General features: G+C 70.0%; 15 protein-coding genes. 13 read left to right on the top strand and 2 right to left on the bottom strand.

Annotated elements, in window-relative coordinates; all coding sequences use genetic code 11:
- Window positions 1-133 precede the first annotated feature (133 nt).
- From ABZ855_RS21520 to galK, 11 genes are all read left to right on the top strand, one after another.
- Window positions 134-1,249, top strand: a complete 1,116-nt coding sequence (locus ABZ855_RS21520; protein WP_360809039.1) for an N-acetylmuramoyl-L-alanine amidase — start codon at window positions 134-136, stop codon at window positions 1,247-1,249.
- Between the two features lie 282 nt (window positions 1,250-1,531).
- Complete coding sequence (locus tag ABZ855_RS21515; RefSeq protein WP_360809037.1) at window positions 1,532-2,311, top strand: MHYT domain-containing protein; 780 nt, start codon at window positions 1,532-1,534, stop codon at window positions 2,309-2,311.
- Between the two features lie 145 nt (window positions 2,312-2,456).
- Complete coding sequence (locus ABZ855_RS21510) at window positions 2,457-4,457, top strand: nitrate- and nitrite sensing domain-containing protein (RefSeq protein ID WP_360809035.1); 2,001 nt, start codon at window positions 2,457-2,459, stop codon at window positions 4,455-4,457.
- Between the two features lie 83 nt (window positions 4,458-4,540).
- A complete protein-coding gene (locus ABZ855_RS21505) occupies window positions 4,541-5,017 on the top strand; it encodes a hypothetical protein (protein WP_360809033.1) in 477 nt (158 codons plus the stop codon).
- Window positions 5,018-5,146: 129 nt separating this feature from the next.
- Window positions 5,147-6,958 carry an ABC-F family ATP-binding cassette domain-containing protein gene (locus ABZ855_RS21500; protein ID WP_360809031.1) on the top strand — a complete coding sequence of 604 codons (1,812 nt, stop codon included), beginning with the start codon at window positions 5,147-5,149 and terminating at the stop codon, window positions 6,956-6,958.
- 358 nt (window positions 6,959-7,316) lie between these two features.
- Window positions 7,317-9,581, top strand: coding sequence for a PQQ-binding-like beta-propeller repeat protein (locus ABZ855_RS21495; RefSeq protein WP_360809029.1), 2,265 nt, complete (start codon window positions 7,317-7,319; stop codon window positions 9,579-9,581).
- A 73-nt stretch (window positions 9,582-9,654) separates the two neighbouring features.
- Window positions 9,655-11,319, top strand: coding sequence for a PQQ-binding-like beta-propeller repeat protein (locus ABZ855_RS21490; protein WP_360809027.1), 1,665 nt, complete (start codon window positions 9,655-9,657; stop codon window positions 11,317-11,319).
- Between the two features lie 249 nt (window positions 11,320-11,568).
- A complete protein-coding gene (locus tag ABZ855_RS21485) occupies window positions 11,569-12,273 on the top strand; it encodes a response regulator transcription factor (RefSeq protein ID WP_360809026.1) in 705 nt (234 codons plus the stop codon).
- Between the two features lie 184 nt (window positions 12,274-12,457).
- Complete coding sequence (gene galT / locus ABZ855_RS21480; RefSeq protein ID WP_360809024.1) at window positions 12,458-13,516, top strand: galactose-1-phosphate uridylyltransferase; 1,059 nt, start codon at window positions 12,458-12,460, stop codon at window positions 13,514-13,516.
- On the top strand, window positions 13,516-14,481 hold the full coding sequence (gene galE / locus ABZ855_RS21475; protein WP_360809022.1) for a UDP-glucose 4-epimerase GalE: 966 nt from the start codon (window positions 13,516-13,518) through the stop codon (window positions 14,479-14,481). The genes galT and galE overlap by 1 nt, the downstream gene beginning before the upstream one ends.
- Before the next feature lie 44 nt (window positions 14,482-14,525).
- Window positions 14,526-15,716 (top strand): galactokinase, encoded by a 1,191-nt coding sequence (gene galK / locus ABZ855_RS21470; RefSeq protein ID WP_360809020.1) that lies wholly within the window; start codon window positions 14,526-14,528, stop codon window positions 15,714-15,716.
- A gap of 170 nt (window positions 15,717-15,886) precedes the next feature.
- Here galK and ABZ855_RS21465 read toward each other — a convergent pair whose 3' ends face one another.
- Entirely contained in the window at window positions 15,887-16,762 is an 876-nt protein-coding gene (locus tag ABZ855_RS21465; protein WP_360809018.1) for an SDR family NAD(P)-dependent oxidoreductase, read from the bottom strand.
- A 51-nt stretch (window positions 16,763-16,813) separates the two neighbouring features.
- On the opposite strand from ABZ855_RS21465, the gene ABZ855_RS21460 reads away from it, so the two are divergent.
- Window positions 16,814-17,461, top strand: coding sequence for a TetR/AcrR family transcriptional regulator (locus ABZ855_RS21460; protein WP_360809016.1), 648 nt, complete (start codon window positions 16,814-16,816; stop codon window positions 17,459-17,461).
- Window positions 17,462-17,549: 88 nt separating this feature from the next.
- Window positions 17,550-18,176: a Uma2 family endonuclease gene (locus tag ABZ855_RS21455; protein ID WP_360809014.1), complete on the top strand. Its 627-nt coding sequence runs from the start codon at window positions 17,550-17,552 to the stop codon at window positions 18,174-18,176.
- A gap of 17 nt (window positions 18,177-18,193) precedes the next feature.
- On the opposite strand, the gene ABZ855_RS21450 is transcribed toward ABZ855_RS21455, so the two are convergent.
- Window positions 18,194-18,658 (bottom strand): GNAT family N-acetyltransferase, encoded by a 465-nt coding sequence (locus ABZ855_RS21450; protein ID WP_360809128.1) that lies wholly within the window; start codon window positions 18,656-18,658, stop codon window positions 18,194-18,196.
- Between the last annotated feature and the right edge of the window lie 150 nt (window positions 18,659-18,808).

Here is an 18,808-nt window from a genome sequence, read left to right as displayed (position 1 = left end):
GTACGAGCTGGATGAGCGCGCACGGCGTGGGGTCCCCCTTGAGTTGCCAACTCCCCCAGCACGTTTGGAAGGCATCTCCGTGTCCGTACCTCCCCCCACCCATCGCCGGAAAGTCCCCCTCACCCGGCGCGGCATGATCGGCGCCGCAGGTGCCGTCGCCGTCGGCGGCGCGCTCACCCCGGTGGTCTTCGCGGCCACCAACGGTGAGGATTCCTCGGCCGGTTCGAGCGACGGTTCGGCCTCCGGTACGACGGACAGCGCGTCCGGCACCACCGGTACCGCCGGTACCGAGCCGCAGAAGTTCCCGGCGACTCGTACCGAGGCCGCCACCGGAACCGCCCAGGCCAACACGGCCTTCGCGATCTCGTACGTCGGTGTGCGCTGGACCGGTACGGCCGACGGCGCCGGGATCAAGTTCGCGGACGGCGCCTCCTCGCCCGGCAAGTGGCAGGAGTTCAGCGGGGGTTGCGCGACCGTCGACGGCGGCGGCACGAAGCTGGTGGCGGCGGGGGACGCCACCGCGTACGAGCTGAAGCTGCCGGACGGCGTGAGCGCGAGCGCGGCGCGGTCGCTGGCGATCGACACGACCGGCGGGGCCGGCAAGACCTTCCGGGTGCCGACCGAGCCGACCCGGGTGCGCGGCGTGCAGTACCTGTCGCGGCCGGCGTGGGGCGCCGACGAGTCCAAGCGGTACAAGGACGGCAAGGTCAACTCGCCCGAGGCGTACTACCCGTTCCAGACGGTCACCGTCCACCACACGGACACCCCGAACGCCGACCCCGACCCGGCGTCGACCGTGCGCGGCATCTACGAGTACCACGCGATCACCCTCGACTGGGGCGACATCGGCTACCACTTCCTCATCGACGAGGCGGGCGCCGTGTACGAGGGCCGTTACTCCGGCGACGACCCGATCCCGGCCTTCGACAAGGACGGCAAGCTCGTCACCGCCTTCCACACCGGCGGCTTCAACTCCGGCAACCTCGGCATCGCCCTCATCGGCACGCTGGTCGACCAGCCGCCGACGGACGCGGCCAAGGCGTCCCTGATCCGCCTGATCAAGGTGATCGCCCGCTACAAGGGCCTGGACCCGCAGGCCGAGCTGACCTATGTGAACCCGGTCAACGGGGTCACGAAGGACGTCAACGCGATCAGCGGCCACCGCGACTGGCTGGCCACCGACTGCCCCGGCCAGACCATGTACGACCTGCTGGGCGAGGTCCGCACGGCCGTCGCCGCCGGCAAGTAACAGGAAGGGTGTCGAGGGGTCGGCGGTAGCCGGCCCCTCGTTGATGAATATGAGCAAACATGCTGGTCAACTGTTAGCTGGCCCACGGTAGTCGAGGACAGTCAGTCACCCCCTTGGTCCGTTTCGGAAGTAACCGTCGGAAGTAACCGTCGGAAGTAACCGTCGGAAGTGACCAGGGGAGTTGATCAGCCATTCGCCGGGCTCCTGCCACCGGCGGTACTTCCCGAGCGCGGTCCGCTGCCCGCTGCCCGCTGCCCGCGTCTCGGTCGAGAGGAACTCCCCATGGGCCACATGGACCACTTCAGCGCCGGATGGGTCACCCCCGTCCTCTCCTACGCGATGGCCTGCCTGGGCTCCGCACTCGGACTGCGCTGCACCGTACGGGCGTTGGAATCCGACGGCGTCTCCAAGCGCAACTGGCTGACGCTGGCCTCGGTCGCCATCGGGTCCGGCATCTGGACCATGCACTTCGTCGCGATGATGGGCTTCAGCGTGACCGGCACCCCCATCCGCTACGACGTCCCGCTGACCGTCCTCAGCCTCCTCACCGCGATCGCGGTCGTCGCCGCCGGTGTCTTCACCGCCGGGTACGGCCGCTCCCCCGTAAGGTCCGTCGTCCTCGGCGGCCTCGGCACCGGCCTCGGCGTCGCCGCCATGCACTACGCCGGTATGTACGCGCTCAACCTGCACGGCGACATCTCGTACGACCCGCTGCTCGTCATCGCCTCCGTCGCGATCGCCGTCGTCGCCGCGACCGCCGCGCTCACGCTCACGCTGATCGTGCGCGGGCCCGTGCTGGCGACGATCGCCGCGCTGGTCATGGGGCTCGCGGTGAGCAGCATGCACTACACGGCGATGTTCGCGGTCGAGGTCACGCTCGCGCCCAGCAGTGCGGAGTTGGCGGGGGCCACGGCCACCGAGTTCCTGTTCCCGCTGGCCGTGCTGCTGGGGTCGTTCCTGTTCCTTGCCTCGGCGTATGTCGCGTTGTCGCCCACGGGGAAGCGGGCGGAGGCGGCGGTCGCGGCGGAGTTGCTCCGCGAGGTCGAGCTGTCCACCGCCTGACCTTTTTCTCGCCCCCGCCGCCCCTACCCGTCCCATCCCTGGGGGCTGCCGCCCCCAGACCCCCGCTTTCGCGCTGAACGCGCTCGTCCTCAAACGCCGGACGGGCTGGATAGGCGACCGGGGTATACAGGCAACGAGGTTCACCATGCGTATGGCTCATGCCGTCCGGCGACTGCGGCCCCGATCCGTTCGGGCGAAGATCGTCGCCCTGCTGATGCTGCCCGTCGTCTCGCTCATGGCTCTGTGGAGCTTCGCCGCGGTCACCACCGCGTCCACCATCGGTGACGCCGAACGGGCCAAGGAGGTCAACTCCGAACTCCTCGCCCCGGTCGCCGACTTCGTCACCGCGATACAGGCCGAGCGGACCGCCGCCGCAGCCGGCGACGGGGAGATCCTGACGCGGGCCCAGGCGGCCACCGACAACGCCTCCGACGCCCTGCTCGACGGCGTCAACGCCACCAGCTCCGACGCCGCACTCCTCAACTCCGCCCTCCCCGACCGCCTCGGCAAACTCACCGCCGACGCGCACGGCCTGAACGCGCTGCGCAGGACAAAAAGCGCGACCCAGACCACGTACACCGCCTACACCGCCTACACGGGCATCATCGAGGACGCCTTCGCCGTCACCGGCGCGCTCACCGGGGAGAACAGCACCACCACCGCTTCCGAACCCCGCGTCGTCCTCGAACTCTCCCGCGCCCGCGAGGCCTTGGCCCAGGAGCAGGCGCTCCTCGCGGCGGGCGGCGCCGCCGGGAAACTCACCGCCGAGCAGTACGCGCTCTTCGTCGGCGCGGTCACCGTCCAGCGGGGACTGCTGAAGCCCGCGGTCGCCGATCTGCGGCCCGAGCACCAGAAGGCGTACAACACCCTTCTGGAGAGCGACAGTTACGGTCGGCTCGCGGGGATCGAGAACCGCGTACTCAGTGCCGGACCCGGCCGATCGGCCGTCACCGACGGCCTGTTGAAGGGCTGGGACGGCTCCGCGAACGCCGTACTGACCTCCCTCGCCAAGGCCGAGACCGAGGCCGGTACGGCAGCCGCCGCCAAGGCGAACCCGTTCGGCTGGGACACCCTTGGCGCCTCCGGGATCGCCGTGGTCCTGGGCCTGGTCGGCGTACTGCTGTCCCTGCTCGTCTCCGTCTCCGTCGGGCGCGGCCTCATCGTCGAACTGCTCGACCTGCGAAACTCCGCCCTCGAAGTCGCCGGCCGCCGGCTCCCGCAGGCCATGCGGCGACTGCACGCCGGACACGGCGTCGACATCGACGCCGAAGCCCCGATGCGACGCCTCGCCGGAGATGAACTCGCCCAGGTCGGCACCGCGTTGACCGCCGTACAGCGGGCGGCACTCAAGGCGGCCTCCGAGCGCGCCGAACTCCTCAGCGGCATCTCAGGCGTGTACGTCAGCCTCGCCCGCCGCAGCCAGGTGCTGCTGCACCGCCAGCTCGACATCCTCGACCACCTCGAGCAGCGCCCGCGCGACCCCGCCGAACTGCACGAGCTGTACCGCGTCGACTACCTCGCCACCCGGATGCGCCGCCACTCCGAGAGCCTCCTCATCCTGTCCGGCATCGCGCCCGGCCGCGGCTGGCGGGAGCCGATTCCGCTGGGCGACACCCTGCGCGCGGCGGTGGCCGAGATCGAGGACGCGAACCGCGTCCAGATCTGGGCGGCCCCGCGCGTGTCCCTGCACGGCGGCTCGGTGGCCGACGTCATCCATCTCCTCGCCGAACTCGTCGAGAACGCGGCCTCGTTCTCCCCGCCCAGCACCAAGGTGCAGCTGCGCGCGGCCCGTATGCGCGACGGTGTCGTCATCGAGGTCGAGGACGGCGGCTTCGGCATGAACGAGGACGCACTGGCCGACGCCAACCGCAAACTCCGCTCGGAGAAGGTCGACCTCCTCGACGCGAAACAGATCGGCCTGTTCGTGGTGAACCGCCTCGCCGACCGCCAGGGCCTCCGCGTCGAACTCCGCAACTCCCCGACCGGCGGCGTCACCGCGGCCGTACTCATCCCGGAGAACCTGCTGCGCGACGACATGCCGGTGCACGAGGACGAGTACGGGCACGAGCTGCCGACACCGGTGCCCGCCCCTTCCCCTTCCCCCGCTCCCGGCCCCGCGGTGATTCCGCGGCAGCGGGGCGAGTAGCCCCCGACCCCCCGCCGTCAACCACCCCCTCGCGCCCAACAGGTACCGTCCCCCTGGATTCCCCATCGGCCAGGAGGAGACTCGTGTTCCACAGCCTGACCCGGATACCCGCCCTCCTCGTGGGCGTACTGCTCATCGCGAGCCTTGCCGCCTGTGACGTGGGCGGGCTGCACTCGGCCGAGCAGGCCGGGCCCTTTCCGTACGAGTCTCCGTCGGATGCCGCCGATGTCAGCCTCGAACAGGCTCTGGCCGATCACCAGGTCCGGCTTCCGGCAGAGGCGCGGGACATCACCTACGGAGCCCTCAAGGCGCTGGACGGATATCCGTTCAGAGTCGAGTTCTCGCTCGCGTGCGACCGCGTGCCCGCGTTCACCGGCGACAACCAGCTCGTCCCCGCCGGAAAGAAGACCCCCGACGAGGTACTGACCGAGGCGATGGACGCCGGGTTCGCACCGGACGCCAGCCCGGCCTACGTACGGGCGAAGGGAACGAAGCTGCCGAAGGTCGCCGGAGCCGTCTTCGAGCGCTCGGGGACCTGCACGGTGTTCCTCGGCTCCTGAGACAGTCCATACCCCGTCGCTGACAGTGGCCGCGCCGCGCTCCTTCGTGACCCCGGGGAATCCGCCCGCCGACCTCACCCACCCGGCCCACTACCCTGGAAGGTCGATCCACCCCACCTCAGGAGCGAAATGGCCGTCAACCTCGTCAATGTCGAGAACGTCAGCAAGGTGTACGGGACCCGTGCCCTGCTCGACGGGATCTCGCTCGGGGTGTCCGAGGGGGACCGGATCGGTGTCGTGGGGCGCAACGGCGACGGCAAGACCACCCTCATCCGGATGCTCGCCAAGCTGGAGGAGGCCGACACCGGGCGCGTCACCCACTCCGGCGGACTGCGGCTCGGCGTGCTCACGCAGCATGACTCGCTCGACCCGACCGCCACCGTCCGCCACGAGGTCATCCGGGACATGGCGGACCACGAGTGGGCCGGAAACGCCAAGATCAGGGACGTACTCACCGGGCTCTTCGGCGGGCTCGACCTCCCCGGGTTCCCGCAGGGGCTCGACACCGTCATCGGGCCGCTCTCCGGTGGTGAACGGCGCCGCATCGCGCTCGCCAAGCTGCTCATCGACGAGCCCGACCTGATCGTTCTCGACGAGCCCACCAACCACCTCGACGTCGAGGGCATCTCCTGGCTCGCCCGGCATCTGCGCGAGCGCCGCTCCGCGCTCGTCTGCGTCACCCACGACCGCTGGTTCCTCGACCAGGTCTGCACGCGCATGTGGGACGTGCAGAAAGGCGCCGTGTACGAGTACGAGGGCGGCTACACCGACTACGTCTTCGCCCGTGCCGAGCGCGAGCGCATCGCCGCCACCGAGGAGGTCAAGCGGCAGAACCTCGTCCGCAAGGAGCTGGCCTGGCTGCGCCGCGGGGCCCCCGCCCGTACGTCGAAGCCGCGCTTCCGCGTCGAGGCAGCCAACGAGCTGATCGCCGACGTACCGCCGCCCCGGGACAGCAGCGAGCTGATGCGGTTCGCGTCCTCGCGGCTCGGCAAGACCGTGTTCGACCTCGAGGACGTGACCGTCCAGGCCGGCCCCAAGGTGCTCCTCAAGCACCTCACCTGGCAGCTCGGCCCCGGTGACCGCATCGGCCTCGTCGGGGTGAACGGCGCCGGCAAGACCTCCCTCCTGCGCGCCATGGCCGAGGCCTCCCGCAGCGACGGCGAGCAGCAGCCCGCCGCCGGGAAGGTCGTCGTCGGCAAGACCGTCAAGCTGGCCTATCTCTCCCAGGAGGTCGGCGAGCTCAACCCGAACCTGCGGGTCCTGGAGGCCGTGCAGCAGGTCCGCGACCGCGTCGACCTCGGCAAGGGGCGCGAGCTGACCGCCGGGCAGCTGTGCGAGACGTTCGGGTTCGGCAAGGAGAAGCAGTGGACCCCGGTCGGGGACCTGAGCGGTGGTGAGCGGCGGCGGCTGCAGATCCTGCGCCTCCTCATGGACGAGCCCAACGTCCTCTTCCTCGACGAGCCCACCAACGACCTCGACATCGAGACCCTCACCCAGCTCGAGGACCTCCTCGACGGCTGGCCCGGCTCCATGGTCGTCATCTCCCACGACCGGTTCTTCATCGAGCGGACCACCGACCGCGTCTTCGCCCTCCTCGGCGACGCCACCCTCCGTATGCTGCCGCGCGGCATCGACGAGTACCTCGAGCGGCGGCAGAGGATGGAAGAGGTCGCCGCTGCCGCGATCCAGGCCGCCGCCCCCGCCGCCAGGCCCGTCGCCGAGAAGAGCGCCGCCGACGTCCGGGCCGCGAAGAAGGAACTCCAGAAGATCGAGCGGCAGTTGGACAAGATCTCCGAGCGGGAGAGCAAGCTGCACACCCAGATCGCCGACAACGCGACCGACTTCGAGAAGGTCGCCAAACTCGACGCCGAACTTCGCGAACTCTCGGGCGAACGCGACGACTTGGAACTGCGGTGGCTGGAACTCGCGGACGAGTCGTAGTCGAGGAGCAGTCGAGGAGCAGTCGAGGGGGACAGTCGAGGAACAGGTGGCACGGAGGTGCACAGGGGCCAACCCGCGCGAAGCGTGAAGTTCACAGACGTGGCGTGAAGGGCACGTGAACGCGCATAACAGTGGCATCACGGGCCGGTTCGCCCTTGGGAACAGAGGCGGGCGGGGGCGGATACGGTCCGGTGCGGGAGTGCCACGGAGTGGTAGAAAGAGCCCTCTGAGAACTCCCTGAGCACGTATACGTATCCGAGTGCGGTTCCCGCGCGGCTCCATTGCCTGTCCGCGCCTCTCCGCGCCTTCCGCGTTCCTCAGGGCGTGGCTAAAAATCAGCTGAAGGGGGAGCGCGCTGATGACCCAGCCGCCCAGCCAACCGCCCGTGGGGCCTCCCTACGGGCCGCCCCAGGGTGGCTTCGGCCCGCCGCCGGAGGTACCGCCGCAGCCGCCCGAGGCGCCCCAGGTCCCCCAGGAGCCCCAGGCGTCTCCGGCCCCCCAGGGCGGGCCGGGCGTGCCGCCGGGCACTCCGCAGCAGGCGATGCCGTACGGGACCCCACCGCCCCCGCAGGGCCGGCCACCCCTGCCCCCGGCCCCGCCAACGCCCGAGCCCGGCGATGGCTACCCGCAGCAGCCCGCCTCCGCCCCGGCGCCCGCCTCCGCGCCGGCCCCCTATGCCCCGCCGTCAACCTCCAGCCCGTACGGCACCCCGTCCGGTCCGTACGGCACCCCGTCCGGCCCCTTCGACGCCCAACCTGGCCCGTACGACGCCCAACCCGGCCCCTACGGGACGCAACCCGGCCCGCACGACACCCAGTCCGGCCCGCACGGCACCCCATTCGGCCCGTACGGCACCCCGTCCGGTTCGTACGACGCCCAACCTGGCCCGTACGACGCCCAACCCGGCCCCTACGGGACGCAACCCGGCCCGTACGACGCCCAGTCCGGCCCGTACGAGGCCGACTCGGGCCCGTACGGGACGCAACCCGCCCCCTACGCCGCCCAACCCGCTCCCTACGGGACGCAACCCGCCCCGTACGGCACCCAGTCCGGCCCCTACGGGCACGCCGCCGCCCCCGGCTTCGGCTACCCCGGCCAGCAGCAGCCCCCTCAGTTCCCCGGCGCCCCCGTCCCCCCGCCGCCGCAGCTGCCACCCGGCAGCGGTTCAGGCGACCGAAACGGCAGCCCCCTCAAGCGGCGTCCCGCGCTGATGCTCGGGGCCGCGGTCGCCGCGCTGCTCGTTGTCGGGGGCACGGTGTTCGCTGTGACGAGCGGCGACGGTGACGACAAGAAGCCGGCCTTGGCCGACCCCAAGCTGCCCGTGCCCGCCTCCGGGCCCGTCAACCCCGGTGACGACAGCGGCGGCGACGACGGTGGCGATGTGGCCGGCGCCGACCCCGACAACCTCAACGCGGGCCGCCAGGCCGGTGAGGCGAAGGTGCTCTGGTCCAAGGACGCACCGGACGCGCCCGCCTCCGGTGCCGACGCCAACGGCATGTGGATCACCGACAAGGTGGCCGTGAAGGTGGCGTACAAGCAGGTGTTCGCGTTCCGGGTCGGGAACGGGAACACCGCCTGGGGACCGATCACCTTCCCGCAGAAGATCTGCGCCGTCACCCCGCAGAAGTCGGCCGACGACAAGATCGTGGTCGCCTATATGAGCGGCGCCAGTTCGCGCGCCAAGTGCAACAAGCTCCAGCTGCTCGACCTGAACACGGGTGCGAAGGGCTGGAGCGGTGAGGTCGCCGACGGAGCCCTGTTCGACAGCGCGCTCAGCGTCGAACTGACCCTCACGGGGAAGACCCTGATGGTCGGGCGTTCACAGTCCGGCACCGCGTACGACCTGGACACCGGCCGCAAGCTGTTCGACAAGGTGAAGTACGGGGCCGCCTGCTTCCCGGCCGCCTTCGCGGGCGGCGCGAAGCTGATCGTCGTGTCGTCCTGCGGGGCCTCCACCTCCACCGAGCACGACGAGGTGCAGGAACTGGACCCGCGAACCGGAGCGGCCAGGTGGACCCGGCCGATCCCGAAGGGCTGGCGGGTCGGGCGGACGTACTCCGTCGATCCGGTCGTCCTCTACCTCACCGACGAGGACAAGAAGTCGTGGAACATCTCCACGCTCAAGGCCGACGGCAGCTTCCGTTCCGAGGTCTCCGTCAACGAGTCCTTCGCACCGGTGTGCGGCTGGGCGCTTCTCGAACGCGACCTCCAGGGCTGTCAGGGTGTCGCCGCCGACGCCGACACCCTCTATCTGCCGACCGAGGCGAAGACCGGCGAAGCCAACGAGATCGTCGCGATCAACCTCGCCTCCGGCAAGGAGAAGTGGCGCGTCAAGTCACCGGCCGCGGAGACCATGCTGCCGCTGAAGATCGAGGGCGGCCGGCTCATCGCGTACGTCGAGCCGTCGTACGACGCCGGCGGCCAGGTCGTGTCGATCCCCGTCACGGGCAACAGCCACACCCCGACGACGCTCCTGAAGAACCCGACGGCAGCCGCCGACGTCGAGAACGGCTTCTACTCCAAGGCGTACGACTGGGCCGACGGCCGCTTCTACCTCTCCACCACCCGGCTGAGCGGCAGGGACGAGCTGAAGGAGAAGCTGATGCTCGCCTACGGCAAGTAACAAACCCCGCCGCTCCCTCCGCTCTCCGCTCGCTTCTCCCCTCTCTTCTCTCCGCTCCCGAGGTACGCACGTCATGACCCAGCCGCCGCCCCCGCCGCCGCCCAACCAGCCCCCGCCGCCCCCCGGTTACGGCTATCCCCAGCAGCCCAACCCGTACGCCCAGCAGCCGAACCCGTACGCCCAACAGCCGCAGCAGCCCCAACCGCCGTACGGCTACAGCTACCCGCAGCAGCCACAGCCCGTCCATCCCCCTCAACCTCCAGCTCCCCAGAAGAAGTTGAACGCCCAGGCGGTCATCATCGTCTCGGCCGTCGCCGCGATCGCGCTGATCATCGGCGGCGGTGTCTGGTACTCCTCCTCCAAGGACGGCCGGGCGGACGACAAGGCCGGCGACAAGAACAACACCGCCGGTGCCACGGCGGGAACCGGCGGCGGCGAGGGCGGCGAGGGCGCCGGAGGTGACAAGGGTGCCGACAAGGCGCCCGCGAACACCGCCTCCAAGGTCCTCTTCCAGGTCCCCGAGCCCGCCGTCGGCGCCGATGAGAACAGCGCCACCGTCGTCGGCTCCTGGCTCACCGACACCGTGTACGCCAAGAGCGGCCGGGCCGAGATCGTCGGCTACGACCCCGTGAAGGGGACCAGGCTCTGGACGGTCCCGCTGCCCGGCCCGGTCTGCGAGGCCAGCCGCCACACCACCGCCGGCCACCAGACGGCGATCGTGTACGAGCCCGCCATGCCGACCAAGGACAAGCCTTCGCACGGCTGCAGCCAGGTCGCGGCGATCGACCTCGACGAAGGCAAGAAGCTGTGGACGCGGACGGTCAAGTCCGGCGACCAGGTGATCAACCTCGACAACGTGACGATCAGCGCGAACACGGTCGCGGTCGGCAGCACCAGCGGCGGCGCCGCCTTCGACATCACCGGCAAGTCCCTGTGGGCCCCGAAGCCCGGCGACTCCTGCTACGACGCGGGCTACGGCGGCGGCGAGAAACTCGTCGCGGTGCGCAAGTGCGGCTCGTACGGCGCCCGGCAGCTGGCCATCCAGACCATCGACCCCGTCTCCGGCAAGGTGCTCTCCGAGTACGCGATGGCCAAGGGCATCGAGGACGCCAGCATCGTGTCGACGAACCCGCTGGTCGTGGCCGCCGACATCAACCGCTCCGCCGGGGACGGCAGCGGCATCTCGGACTTCTTCTCCATCGACAACAAGAGCGGCCGGCTGCGTACGAAGATCTCGGCGCCCGGCGACAAGTACGCCGCCGAGTGCGAGGGTGTCTCGCGGATCGAGTACTGCACCAAGCTGGCCGTCGGCAACGACAAGCTGTATCTCCCGACCGAGAGCCACGACGGCACCGGCGAGTACAGCAAGACGAACGAGATCGTCGCCTTCGACCTCGCCACCGGCGAACTGGACGGTCAGCGGGCCGACGCAGGCGACGGCTGGACCATCTCCCCGCTCACCATGGCCGACGGCAACGTGATCGCGTACAAGCGCCCGCCCTACGACAAGGGCGGCGAGGTCGTCAGCATCGACAGCGGCTCCTTCGCGCAGACGACGCTCATGCGGAACCCGGCGACGAAGGCGGTGCGCGAGGTCGAGTTCAGCATGCAGCCCGACTTCGCCGAGATCATCTACGCCGACGGCCGCCTCTACATGTCCCAGGTCTACGCCCACAAGCCCTCCAGCACAGGCGGGCCCAGGTATCTGGCGATCGCGTACGGCACCGGCTCGAACTGAGCCCGCCTGCCCACTACCCTGCTTGCCTCCCTGTTCAGGGGTGGGGCACGGCACTTACTACTCATCACCCTCGAATGCGAGGAATTTCGGCGATCCGGGGCACTTCTCACCAGTAGGGGAAGCGCAACGTCGAACAAGCGTGTAGCTTCCGGGGGCATAGAAAGCGGGGGGAGCCGGGGGGCTCCCTTCCGTGTGGACCAATGGGCATCCAGAAGGGGACAACCATTGGGGGGACTGGGGGGTGGCTCGATGGGTGTGCGGTTGATGGTGGTCGACGACCACCGACTCCTCGCCGAGGCTCTTGCCTCGGCGCTGAAGCTGCGCGGGCACCGGGTGCTCGCCGCGGCGGCGCCCGCCGCGGGCGCGGCGGAACTGGTGATCACCCGCGCGCCGGAGGTGTGCCTGCTGGGCACGGCGACACCGGCCGAGCCGGGCATGTTCGACCCGGTGGTGCGGATCAAGCGGGAGCGTCCGCAGGTGGCGGTCCTGGTGCTGGGCCCGGTGCCCAGCCCGCGCGGCATCGCCGCCGCCTTCGCCGCGGGGGCTTCCGGGTACGTGCGTCACGACGAGCGGATAGAAGGCGTCGAGCGCGCCATCATGAAGGCCAGGGCGGGCGAGGCGGCGGTCGCTCCGCAACTCCTCCAAGGTGCGTTCAGCGAACTGCTCAACCCCGCCGCCCAGCCCGACGACGAGGGCCAGCGTCTCCTGCAGATGCTCACGCCGAGGGAGGTCGAGGTCCTGGTCCGGGTCGCCGAGGGCGAGGACACCCGGCTGATCGCGGCCGGCATGGGGATCGCCCCGAGTACGGCTCGTACGCATGTCCAGCGGGTGCTGATGAAGCTGGGAGTGGGGTCGCGGCTGGAGGCGGCGGCGCTGGCGGCCCGTACGGGACTGCTGGACCGGGCGGGCCCCGTGCAGCAGCACTCGCCGCCCCCTGAACCGGGCGCCTTCTGACAAGCGTCGCCTTCCAGACCGCGGAGCCGGAGTTCCCGTGAACTCCGGCTCCGCTCATGTGTCGTGGACGCCTTGCGCGAACGGCTTTCACGGACGGTATGGCCATACCCATGGTTGTGGATTTATGATTTGATGTGTTCGGTTCTGTTTGAAGCTAGGTATGGGTACGGATGGAGAGTCCGGCGTGAAGAAGACCTCGACGAGGCTCGCCGACGGTCGTGAGCTCATCTACTACGACCTGCGCGACGACACAGTGCGTGACGCGGTGGACCGGCGCCCCCTGGAGCGCACCGTCACCACGTCGCAGGTACGCCGGGACCCGCTGCTCGGCGATGACGTGGCGATCGCCTCGCACCGCCAGGGCCGCACCTACCACCCCCCGGCCGACGAGTGCCCGCTCTGCCCGACCCAGGGCGACCGGCTGAGCGAGATCCCGGACTCGTCGTACGACGTGGTCGTCTTCGAGAATCGTTTCCCCTCGCTGGCGGGCGACTCCGGGCGCTGCGAGGTGGTCTGCTTCACCTCCGACCACAACTCGACGTTCGCCGACCTCACCGAGGAGCAGACGCGGCTGGTCCTGGAGGCGTGGACCGACCGGACGTCGGAGCTGTCCCACCTCCCCGCCGTCGAGCAGGTGTTCTGCTTCGAGAACCGCGGCGCCGAGATCGGCGTCACCCTCGGCCATCCCCACGGCCAGATCTACGCGTACCCCTTCACCACCCCCCGTACGGCCCTGATGCTCCGCTCGGTGGCCGCGCACAAGGAGGCGACGGGCGGCGAGAACCTCTTCGACGACATCGTCGAGAAGGAACTCGCGGGCGAGCGCCTCGTCCTGTCCACCGACCACTGGGTCGCCTTCGTGCCGTACGCCGCCCACTGGCCCTACGAGGTGCACCTCTACCCGCGCCGCCGCGTCCCGGACCTGCTCGGGCTCGACGAGGACGCCCGCACAGAGTTCCCCAAGGTGTACCTGGAACTGTTGAGGCGCTTCGACCGGATCTTCGGCGAGGGTGAGCCGCCGACGCCGTACATCGCGGCCTGGCACCAGGCGCCGTTCGGCATGCTGGAGGAGTTCGAGGGCGTCAACCGCGACGACTTCGCGCTGCACCTCGAGCTTTTCACCATTCGACGTACTTCCGGCAAGCTGAAGTTCCTCGCGGGCTCCGAGTCGGGGATGAGCGTGTTCATCAACGACATCGCGCCGGAGTCCGCGGCCCAGCGACTGCGAGAGGTAGCGAGTTGATGAGCGGTAAGTACCTGGTCACCGGCGGTGCGGGCTATGTCGGCGGGGTGGTCGCCCAGCATCTGCTGGAGGCCGGCCACGAGGTCGTCGTCCTCGACAACCTCTCGACGGGCTTCCGGGAGGGCGTCCCGGCAGGTGCCACGTTCGTGGAGGGCGACATCAAGGACGCGGCCAAGTGGCTGGACGCCTCCTTCGACGGCGTGCTCCACTTCGCGGCCTCCTCCCAGGTCGGCGAGTCGGTCGTCAAGCCCGAGAAGTACTGGGACAACAACGTCGGCGGCTCGATGGCGCTGCTCTCGGCGATGCGGGAGGCCGGCGTACGCAAGCTGGTCTTCTCCTCGACCGCCGCGACGTACGGCGAGCCGGAGACGACCCCGATCGTCGAGACGGCCCCCACGTCCCCGACGAACCCCTACGGGGCCACCAAGCTGGCCGTCGACCACATGATCACCAGCGAGGCGACGGCCCACGGCCTGGCCGCGGTGTCGCTGCGCTACTTCAACGTGGCCGGCGCGTACGCCACCCAGGGCGAGCGTCACGACCCCGAGTCCCACCTGATCCCCCTGGTCCTCCAGGTCGCGCAGGGCAAGCGGGACGCGATCTCGGTCTACGGCGAGGACTACCCGACCCCCGACGGCACCTGCGTACGGGACTACATCCACGTGGCGGACCTGGCGGACGCCCACTTGCTGGCCCTCGACGCCGCCACAGCGGGCGAACACCTCATCTGCAATCTCGGCAACGGCGAGGGCTTCTCCGTCCGCGAGGTCGTCGAGACGGTACGCCGGGTCACCGGCCACCCGATCCCGGAGGTCGTGGCCCCGCGCAGGGGCGGCGACCCGGCGATCCTGGTCGCCTCCGCCGACCGGGCCCGGACCCGCCTCGGCTGGAACCCGTCCCGGGCCGACCTGGCGGGAATCGTCGCGGACGCCTGGGAGTTCGCGCAGCGGCACAGCGGTAACTAGCGGTACGCGGTACTGGAACATACGAGAGGCAAGAGGTAGAGGGCATGACGACTGCGGATGTCGCCGAGGTTGCCGAGGTCGCCGAGGTTTTCGAGGAGCTGTACGGATCGGCACCGGAGGGAGTGTGGGCGGCGCCCGGCCGGGTCAACCTGATCGGCGAGCACACCGACTACAACGACGGCTTCGTCATGCCCTTCGCCCTCCCGCACACGGCCCTGGCAGCGGTCTCCCGCCGCACGGACGGCGTCGTACGCCTGCACTCGTCGGACATCGAGGGCGGGGTCGTAGAGCTGCGGGTCGACGCCCTTGCCCCCGAGTCGGACAAGAGCTGGACGGCGTACCCGTCGGGCGTGATCTGGGCGCTGCTGGACGCGGGCCACGAGTCGGTCTCCGCCGGCGCTGACATCCACCTCACCTCGACGGTACCGACGGGCGCGGGCCTGTCGTCGTCGGCGGCACTGGAGGTGGTGGTCGCCCTGGCCCTGAACGACCTGTACGAACTGGGCCTGCAGGGCTGGCAGTTGGCCCGCCTCTGCCAGCGCGCGGAGAACGTGTACGTAGGCGCCCCGACCGGCATCATGGACCAGACGGCCTCGGCATGCTGCACAGAGGGCCACGCCCTCTTCCTCGACACGCGGGACCTCTCCCAGGACCAGATCCCCTTCGACCTGGCGGCCGAGGGCATGCGCCTGCTGGTCGTGGACACGCAGGTCAAGCACTCCCACAGCGAGGGCGAGTACGGCAAGCGCCGCGCGGGCTGCGAGCGGGGCGCGGCCCTGCTCGACGTGACCGCCCTGCGGGACGTCGCGTACGAGAACCTGGACGCGGCCCTGGCCCAACTGTCCGACGCCGGTGCGGACGAAGAGGTGCGGCGCCTGGTCCGCCACGTCGTCACGGAGGACCACCGCGTGGAACGCGTGGTCGCCCTCCTGAAATCCGGCGGCGACACCCGCGCCATCGGCCCGATCCTCACCGAGGGCCACGCCTCCCTCCGCGACGACTTCCAGGTCTCCTGCCCCGAGCTGGACCTGGTCGTCCTCGCAGCGGTCGAGTCCGGCGCCCTGGGCGCCCGCATGACGGGCGGCGGCTTCGGCGGCTCGGCGATCGTCCTGGTCGAGGCGGGGGAAGCGGACCGCATCGCAAAGGCGGTGGAGGAGGCATTCGCCGCCGCCGGTTACACAGCACCCCGAGTGTTCGCGGCGGTGCCTTCGGCGGGGGCGCGGCGGGTCCGGTGACGGCGGGCCGAGGGGTTCGCGAGGATTCCCTGGCCGACTGTTTCCAGCGGATCGCCAGGGAAGCCGGATGGACTGTCGGGCTCACAGAGCGAGCGCGCACGCTGTGCGGGCCGTCGGCTGTGAGCTCATCGGTGGTCGCACCACAGGGGACTGAGTCATTCGCGGAGTCCTCATCGGCCAACGGCTGCCTTCGGGTAGTGGCGGCGCAGGTTGGCGGCGAGGATACGGTCTAGCGTGCGGTCGGACAGCATCGGGCCCAGGCGCATGATCAGGGCGGCATCCCGGCCGGCGGTGTACCGGGTGCGCGGTCTGCGTGTCGTCACGGCCCTCGCGATGACCCGGGCGGCGGCGTCGGCGGTCAGGCCTGAAGCGGTGCCCGAGGTCATCAACTTGTTGTTCGCCCGGACCAGGCTGCCGTAGCGCTCGTCCTGTTCCGGCGTCATCCGGGCAGCCAGGTGGTTCGCCGTCTCGACTCCGCGGGCAGCCATCTCCGTGCGGACGCCGCCGGGTTCGACCACGACCACCTGTACGCCCAGCGGAGCGACCTCCCGGCGCAGCGAGTCGCTGACCGCCTCCAGGGCGAACTTCGCGCCGGCGTAGGCGCCGTAGGTGGCCATGGCGTACTTGCCGCCGACCGAGCTGATGTTGATCACACGACCCTTGCTGCGCAGCAGCGCGGGCAGGAGCGCTTGGGTGACGGCGATGTGGCCGAACAGGTTGACTTCGAACACCCGCCGCCACTCCGTCATCGGCAGGGCCTCGACCGGGGCGTTCACCTGGACGCCGGCGTTGTTGACGAGCGCGTGCAGCGCCCGCGGGTCGTCGGCGACCCGCGCGGCGAGTGCCTCCACCTGCTCGGACTCGGTGATGTCGAGGATGACCGGCTCGACGCCGGTCGATCGGATGGCGTCGGCGTCACGGTCGCGTCGCACGCCGGCCAGGACGTGAAATCCCTGGCGAGCCAGTTCGCGGGCGGCTGACGCGCCCATGCCCGTGGAGGCTCCGGTTACGACGATCAGCTTCTGGGTTTCAGATGACGATGTCACCTTGGCTACGGTACCGGTTCAGATGACACTGTCAACTGTATGATGGGCGTCATGACCACCCGTGCCGAGTCCGCCGCCGCCACCCGCCGCGCTCTGCTCGACGCGGCCGCCGAACTCCTCGACCTCGGCGGCCCCGAAGCGGTCACCCTGCGCGAGGTGGGCGCACGGGCAGGCGTGACCCGGGGAGCGCCGTACCGGCACTTCACGGGCAAGGACAGCCTGCTGACCGCCGTCGCGGCCGAAAGCTGGGAACGGATCGGCGACCAGGTGCACGCCCTTCGGACCGACCCGGCCCTGTCCGCCTCCGAGAAGCTGCGCGGCGCTCTTTGCGCCCTCATCGACGTCGGGCGCAGGCAGCCGCACCTGTACCAGGTGTTGTTCAGGCGGCGCGCGAACCTTCCTGGGCAACTCGGCGACGGGATGGATCGCATCCGGCGTCAGCTGTGCGGGCCGGAAGGGGACCCGGCCGTGGCCGACCGCGCGGCCGAACGCTTTCAGGACGAGTTCCTGGACATCGTCGCCGCCCTCGCGGGAGAGCGGAACGCACGGCGCTACGGCGCCCTGCTGCTGGCCGGCGCCCACGGCATCGCGGGCATGGAGCTCAGCGGCCACCTCGACACAGACAAGTGGCACACCACCGCCGACGAACTCGTCGACACCCTCGTCCACATGGTCACGGACGAAGATCAGGGCTCCTGATGGCCACGTCACCCTTTGTGATGACGGCTTCGGAATCCGCCCGTTACCGTGAGAGGGCAGGCCGAGAATTCCGTCCATGGGAGGAATCATGACCGCCGAGCCCGTCGCCGAGCCCGTCGCCGAGCCGACCGCTGAGCCCGGCTGCCGCTGGCCGGTGCCGCCCCAGGACGGATACACCGTGGACGACCTGTTCACGCTCCCCGACCTCCCGCCGCACACCGAGCTGATCGACGGGAGCCTGGTTTTTGTGAGTCCGCAGCGGGATTTTCACAGCACGATGATCGACCTGCTGGTGACCGGCCTGCGCCGAACGGTTCCCAAGGGGCTGAAGGTCCGCCGCGAGATGACCGTCGTCCTGGACCGCCGTAACGGTCCGGAGCCAGACGTCAGTGTCATCCGCGCGGAAGCGGTCACCGGACCGAAGCTGACCCGGTTCGAAGCCAAGGACGTCCTGCTCGCCGTAGAAGTCGTCTCCCCCGACTCCGAAGCCCGCGACCGTGACACCAAGCCCCGCAAGTACGCCGCCGCAGGCATCCCGTACTTCTGGCTCGTCGAGATGGCCGACCCCACCCAGCACCCGGTCGTCCGTGCCTACGAGATCGACCCCGTGAACAAGACGTACGCCCTCACCGGCATCCACCACGACCGTCTCAAGCTCACAGTCCCCTATGACATCGACGTCGACATCAGCTTGGAAGCGCTCGAGGAACTCTGAGGCACACCAACCGCCCCTCAAGCCCCTGCGGGCAACCGCTTGGTCAGCGTGTACTCCGTGACCCCCGGCGGATAGTCCGGGATCACGCACACCACCTCGTACCCCTGCTTCCGGTAGAAGTCCGGTGCCTGGAAGTCCCACGTCTCCAGGCGTGCGTGGTCGCACGCGCGCTCCTCCTGCGCCACGCGCTCCGCTTCCGCGAGGAGCCGGGAGCCCAGGCCCGCGCCCCGGTGGCGGGCGTCCACCCAGAGGTACGTGACATGCAGCCACGTCGTCCAGGTGTGGCCGACCAGGCCTCCGGCCAGGTCTCCTTCCTCGTCCAACGCCCATACGTGCAGCGGCAGTTCCCGCTCGGCAGGGGTGCCCCGCAGGGCGCGCAGGACAGGTGACGCCGCCGTGTTCGCCTCGCGCAACCGCGACCGGAGCAGGGACAGCCATTCCTTGTCGACTTCTGTCTCCATACGAAACATGCGGCACACCATAAACGCGCTGGCCAATCAGTTCTGCGAATTACCTTCCGCTCCTGCCTCCCAGCCGTACCCTGATGAACAGCACCGGTGGGGGCCGGTGCTGATCAGGGGGCGAGACAGCCGGGTACGACGCCCGGAGCGGGGGTAGCAGTCATCGCACGG

The sequence above is a fragment of the Streptomyces sp. NPDC047042 genome, from assembly GCF_040644035.1.
Lineage (GTDB): Bacteria > Actinomycetota > Actinomycetes > Streptomycetales > Streptomycetaceae > Streptomyces.
This window is presented reverse-complemented; position numbering and strand designations above follow the sequence as displayed.

Excerpts from the sequence above, each read along its gene's own strand:
- ABZ855_RS21515 (WP_360809037.1), top strand. The coding sequence starts at position 1,532 with ATGGGCCACATGGACCACTTCAGCGCCGGATGGGTCACCCCCGTCCTC.
- ABZ855_RS21520 (WP_360809039.1), top strand. The coding sequence starts at position 134 with ATGATCGGCGCCGCAGGTGCCGTCGCCGTCGGCGGCGCGCTCACCCCG.
- galE (WP_360809022.1), top strand. The coding sequence starts at position 13,516 with ATGAGCGGTAAGTACCTGGTCACCGGCGGTGCGGGCTATGTCGGCGGG.
- ABZ855_RS21455 (WP_360809014.1), top strand. The coding sequence starts at position 17,550 with ATGACCGCCGAGCCCGTCGCCGAGCCCGTCGCCGAGCCGACCGCTGAG.
- ABZ855_RS21500 (WP_360809031.1), top strand. The coding sequence starts at position 5,147 with ATGGCCGTCAACCTCGTCAATGTCGAGAACGTCAGCAAGGTGTACGGG.
- ABZ855_RS21460 (WP_360809016.1), top strand. The coding sequence starts at position 16,814 with ATGACCACCCGTGCCGAGTCCGCCGCCGCCACCCGCCGCGCTCTGCTC.
- ABZ855_RS21490 (WP_360809027.1), top strand. The coding sequence starts at position 9,655 with ATGACCCAGCCGCCGCCCCCGCCGCCGCCCAACCAGCCCCCGCCGCCC.
- ABZ855_RS21485 (WP_360809026.1), top strand. The coding sequence starts at position 11,569 with ATGGGTGTGCGGTTGATGGTGGTCGACGACCACCGACTCCTCGCCGAG.
- ABZ855_RS21510 (WP_360809035.1), top strand. The coding sequence starts at position 2,457 with ATGCGTATGGCTCATGCCGTCCGGCGACTGCGGCCCCGATCCGTTCGG.
- ABZ855_RS21450 (WP_360809128.1), bottom strand. The coding sequence starts at position 18,658 with ATGGTGTGCCGCATGTTTCGTATGGAGACAGAAGTCGACAAGGAATGG.
- galK (WP_360809020.1), top strand. The coding sequence starts at position 14,526 with ATGACGACTGCGGATGTCGCCGAGGTTGCCGAGGTCGCCGAGGTTTTC.
- ABZ855_RS21495 (WP_360809029.1), top strand. The coding sequence starts at position 7,317 with ATGACCCAGCCGCCCAGCCAACCGCCCGTGGGGCCTCCCTACGGGCCG.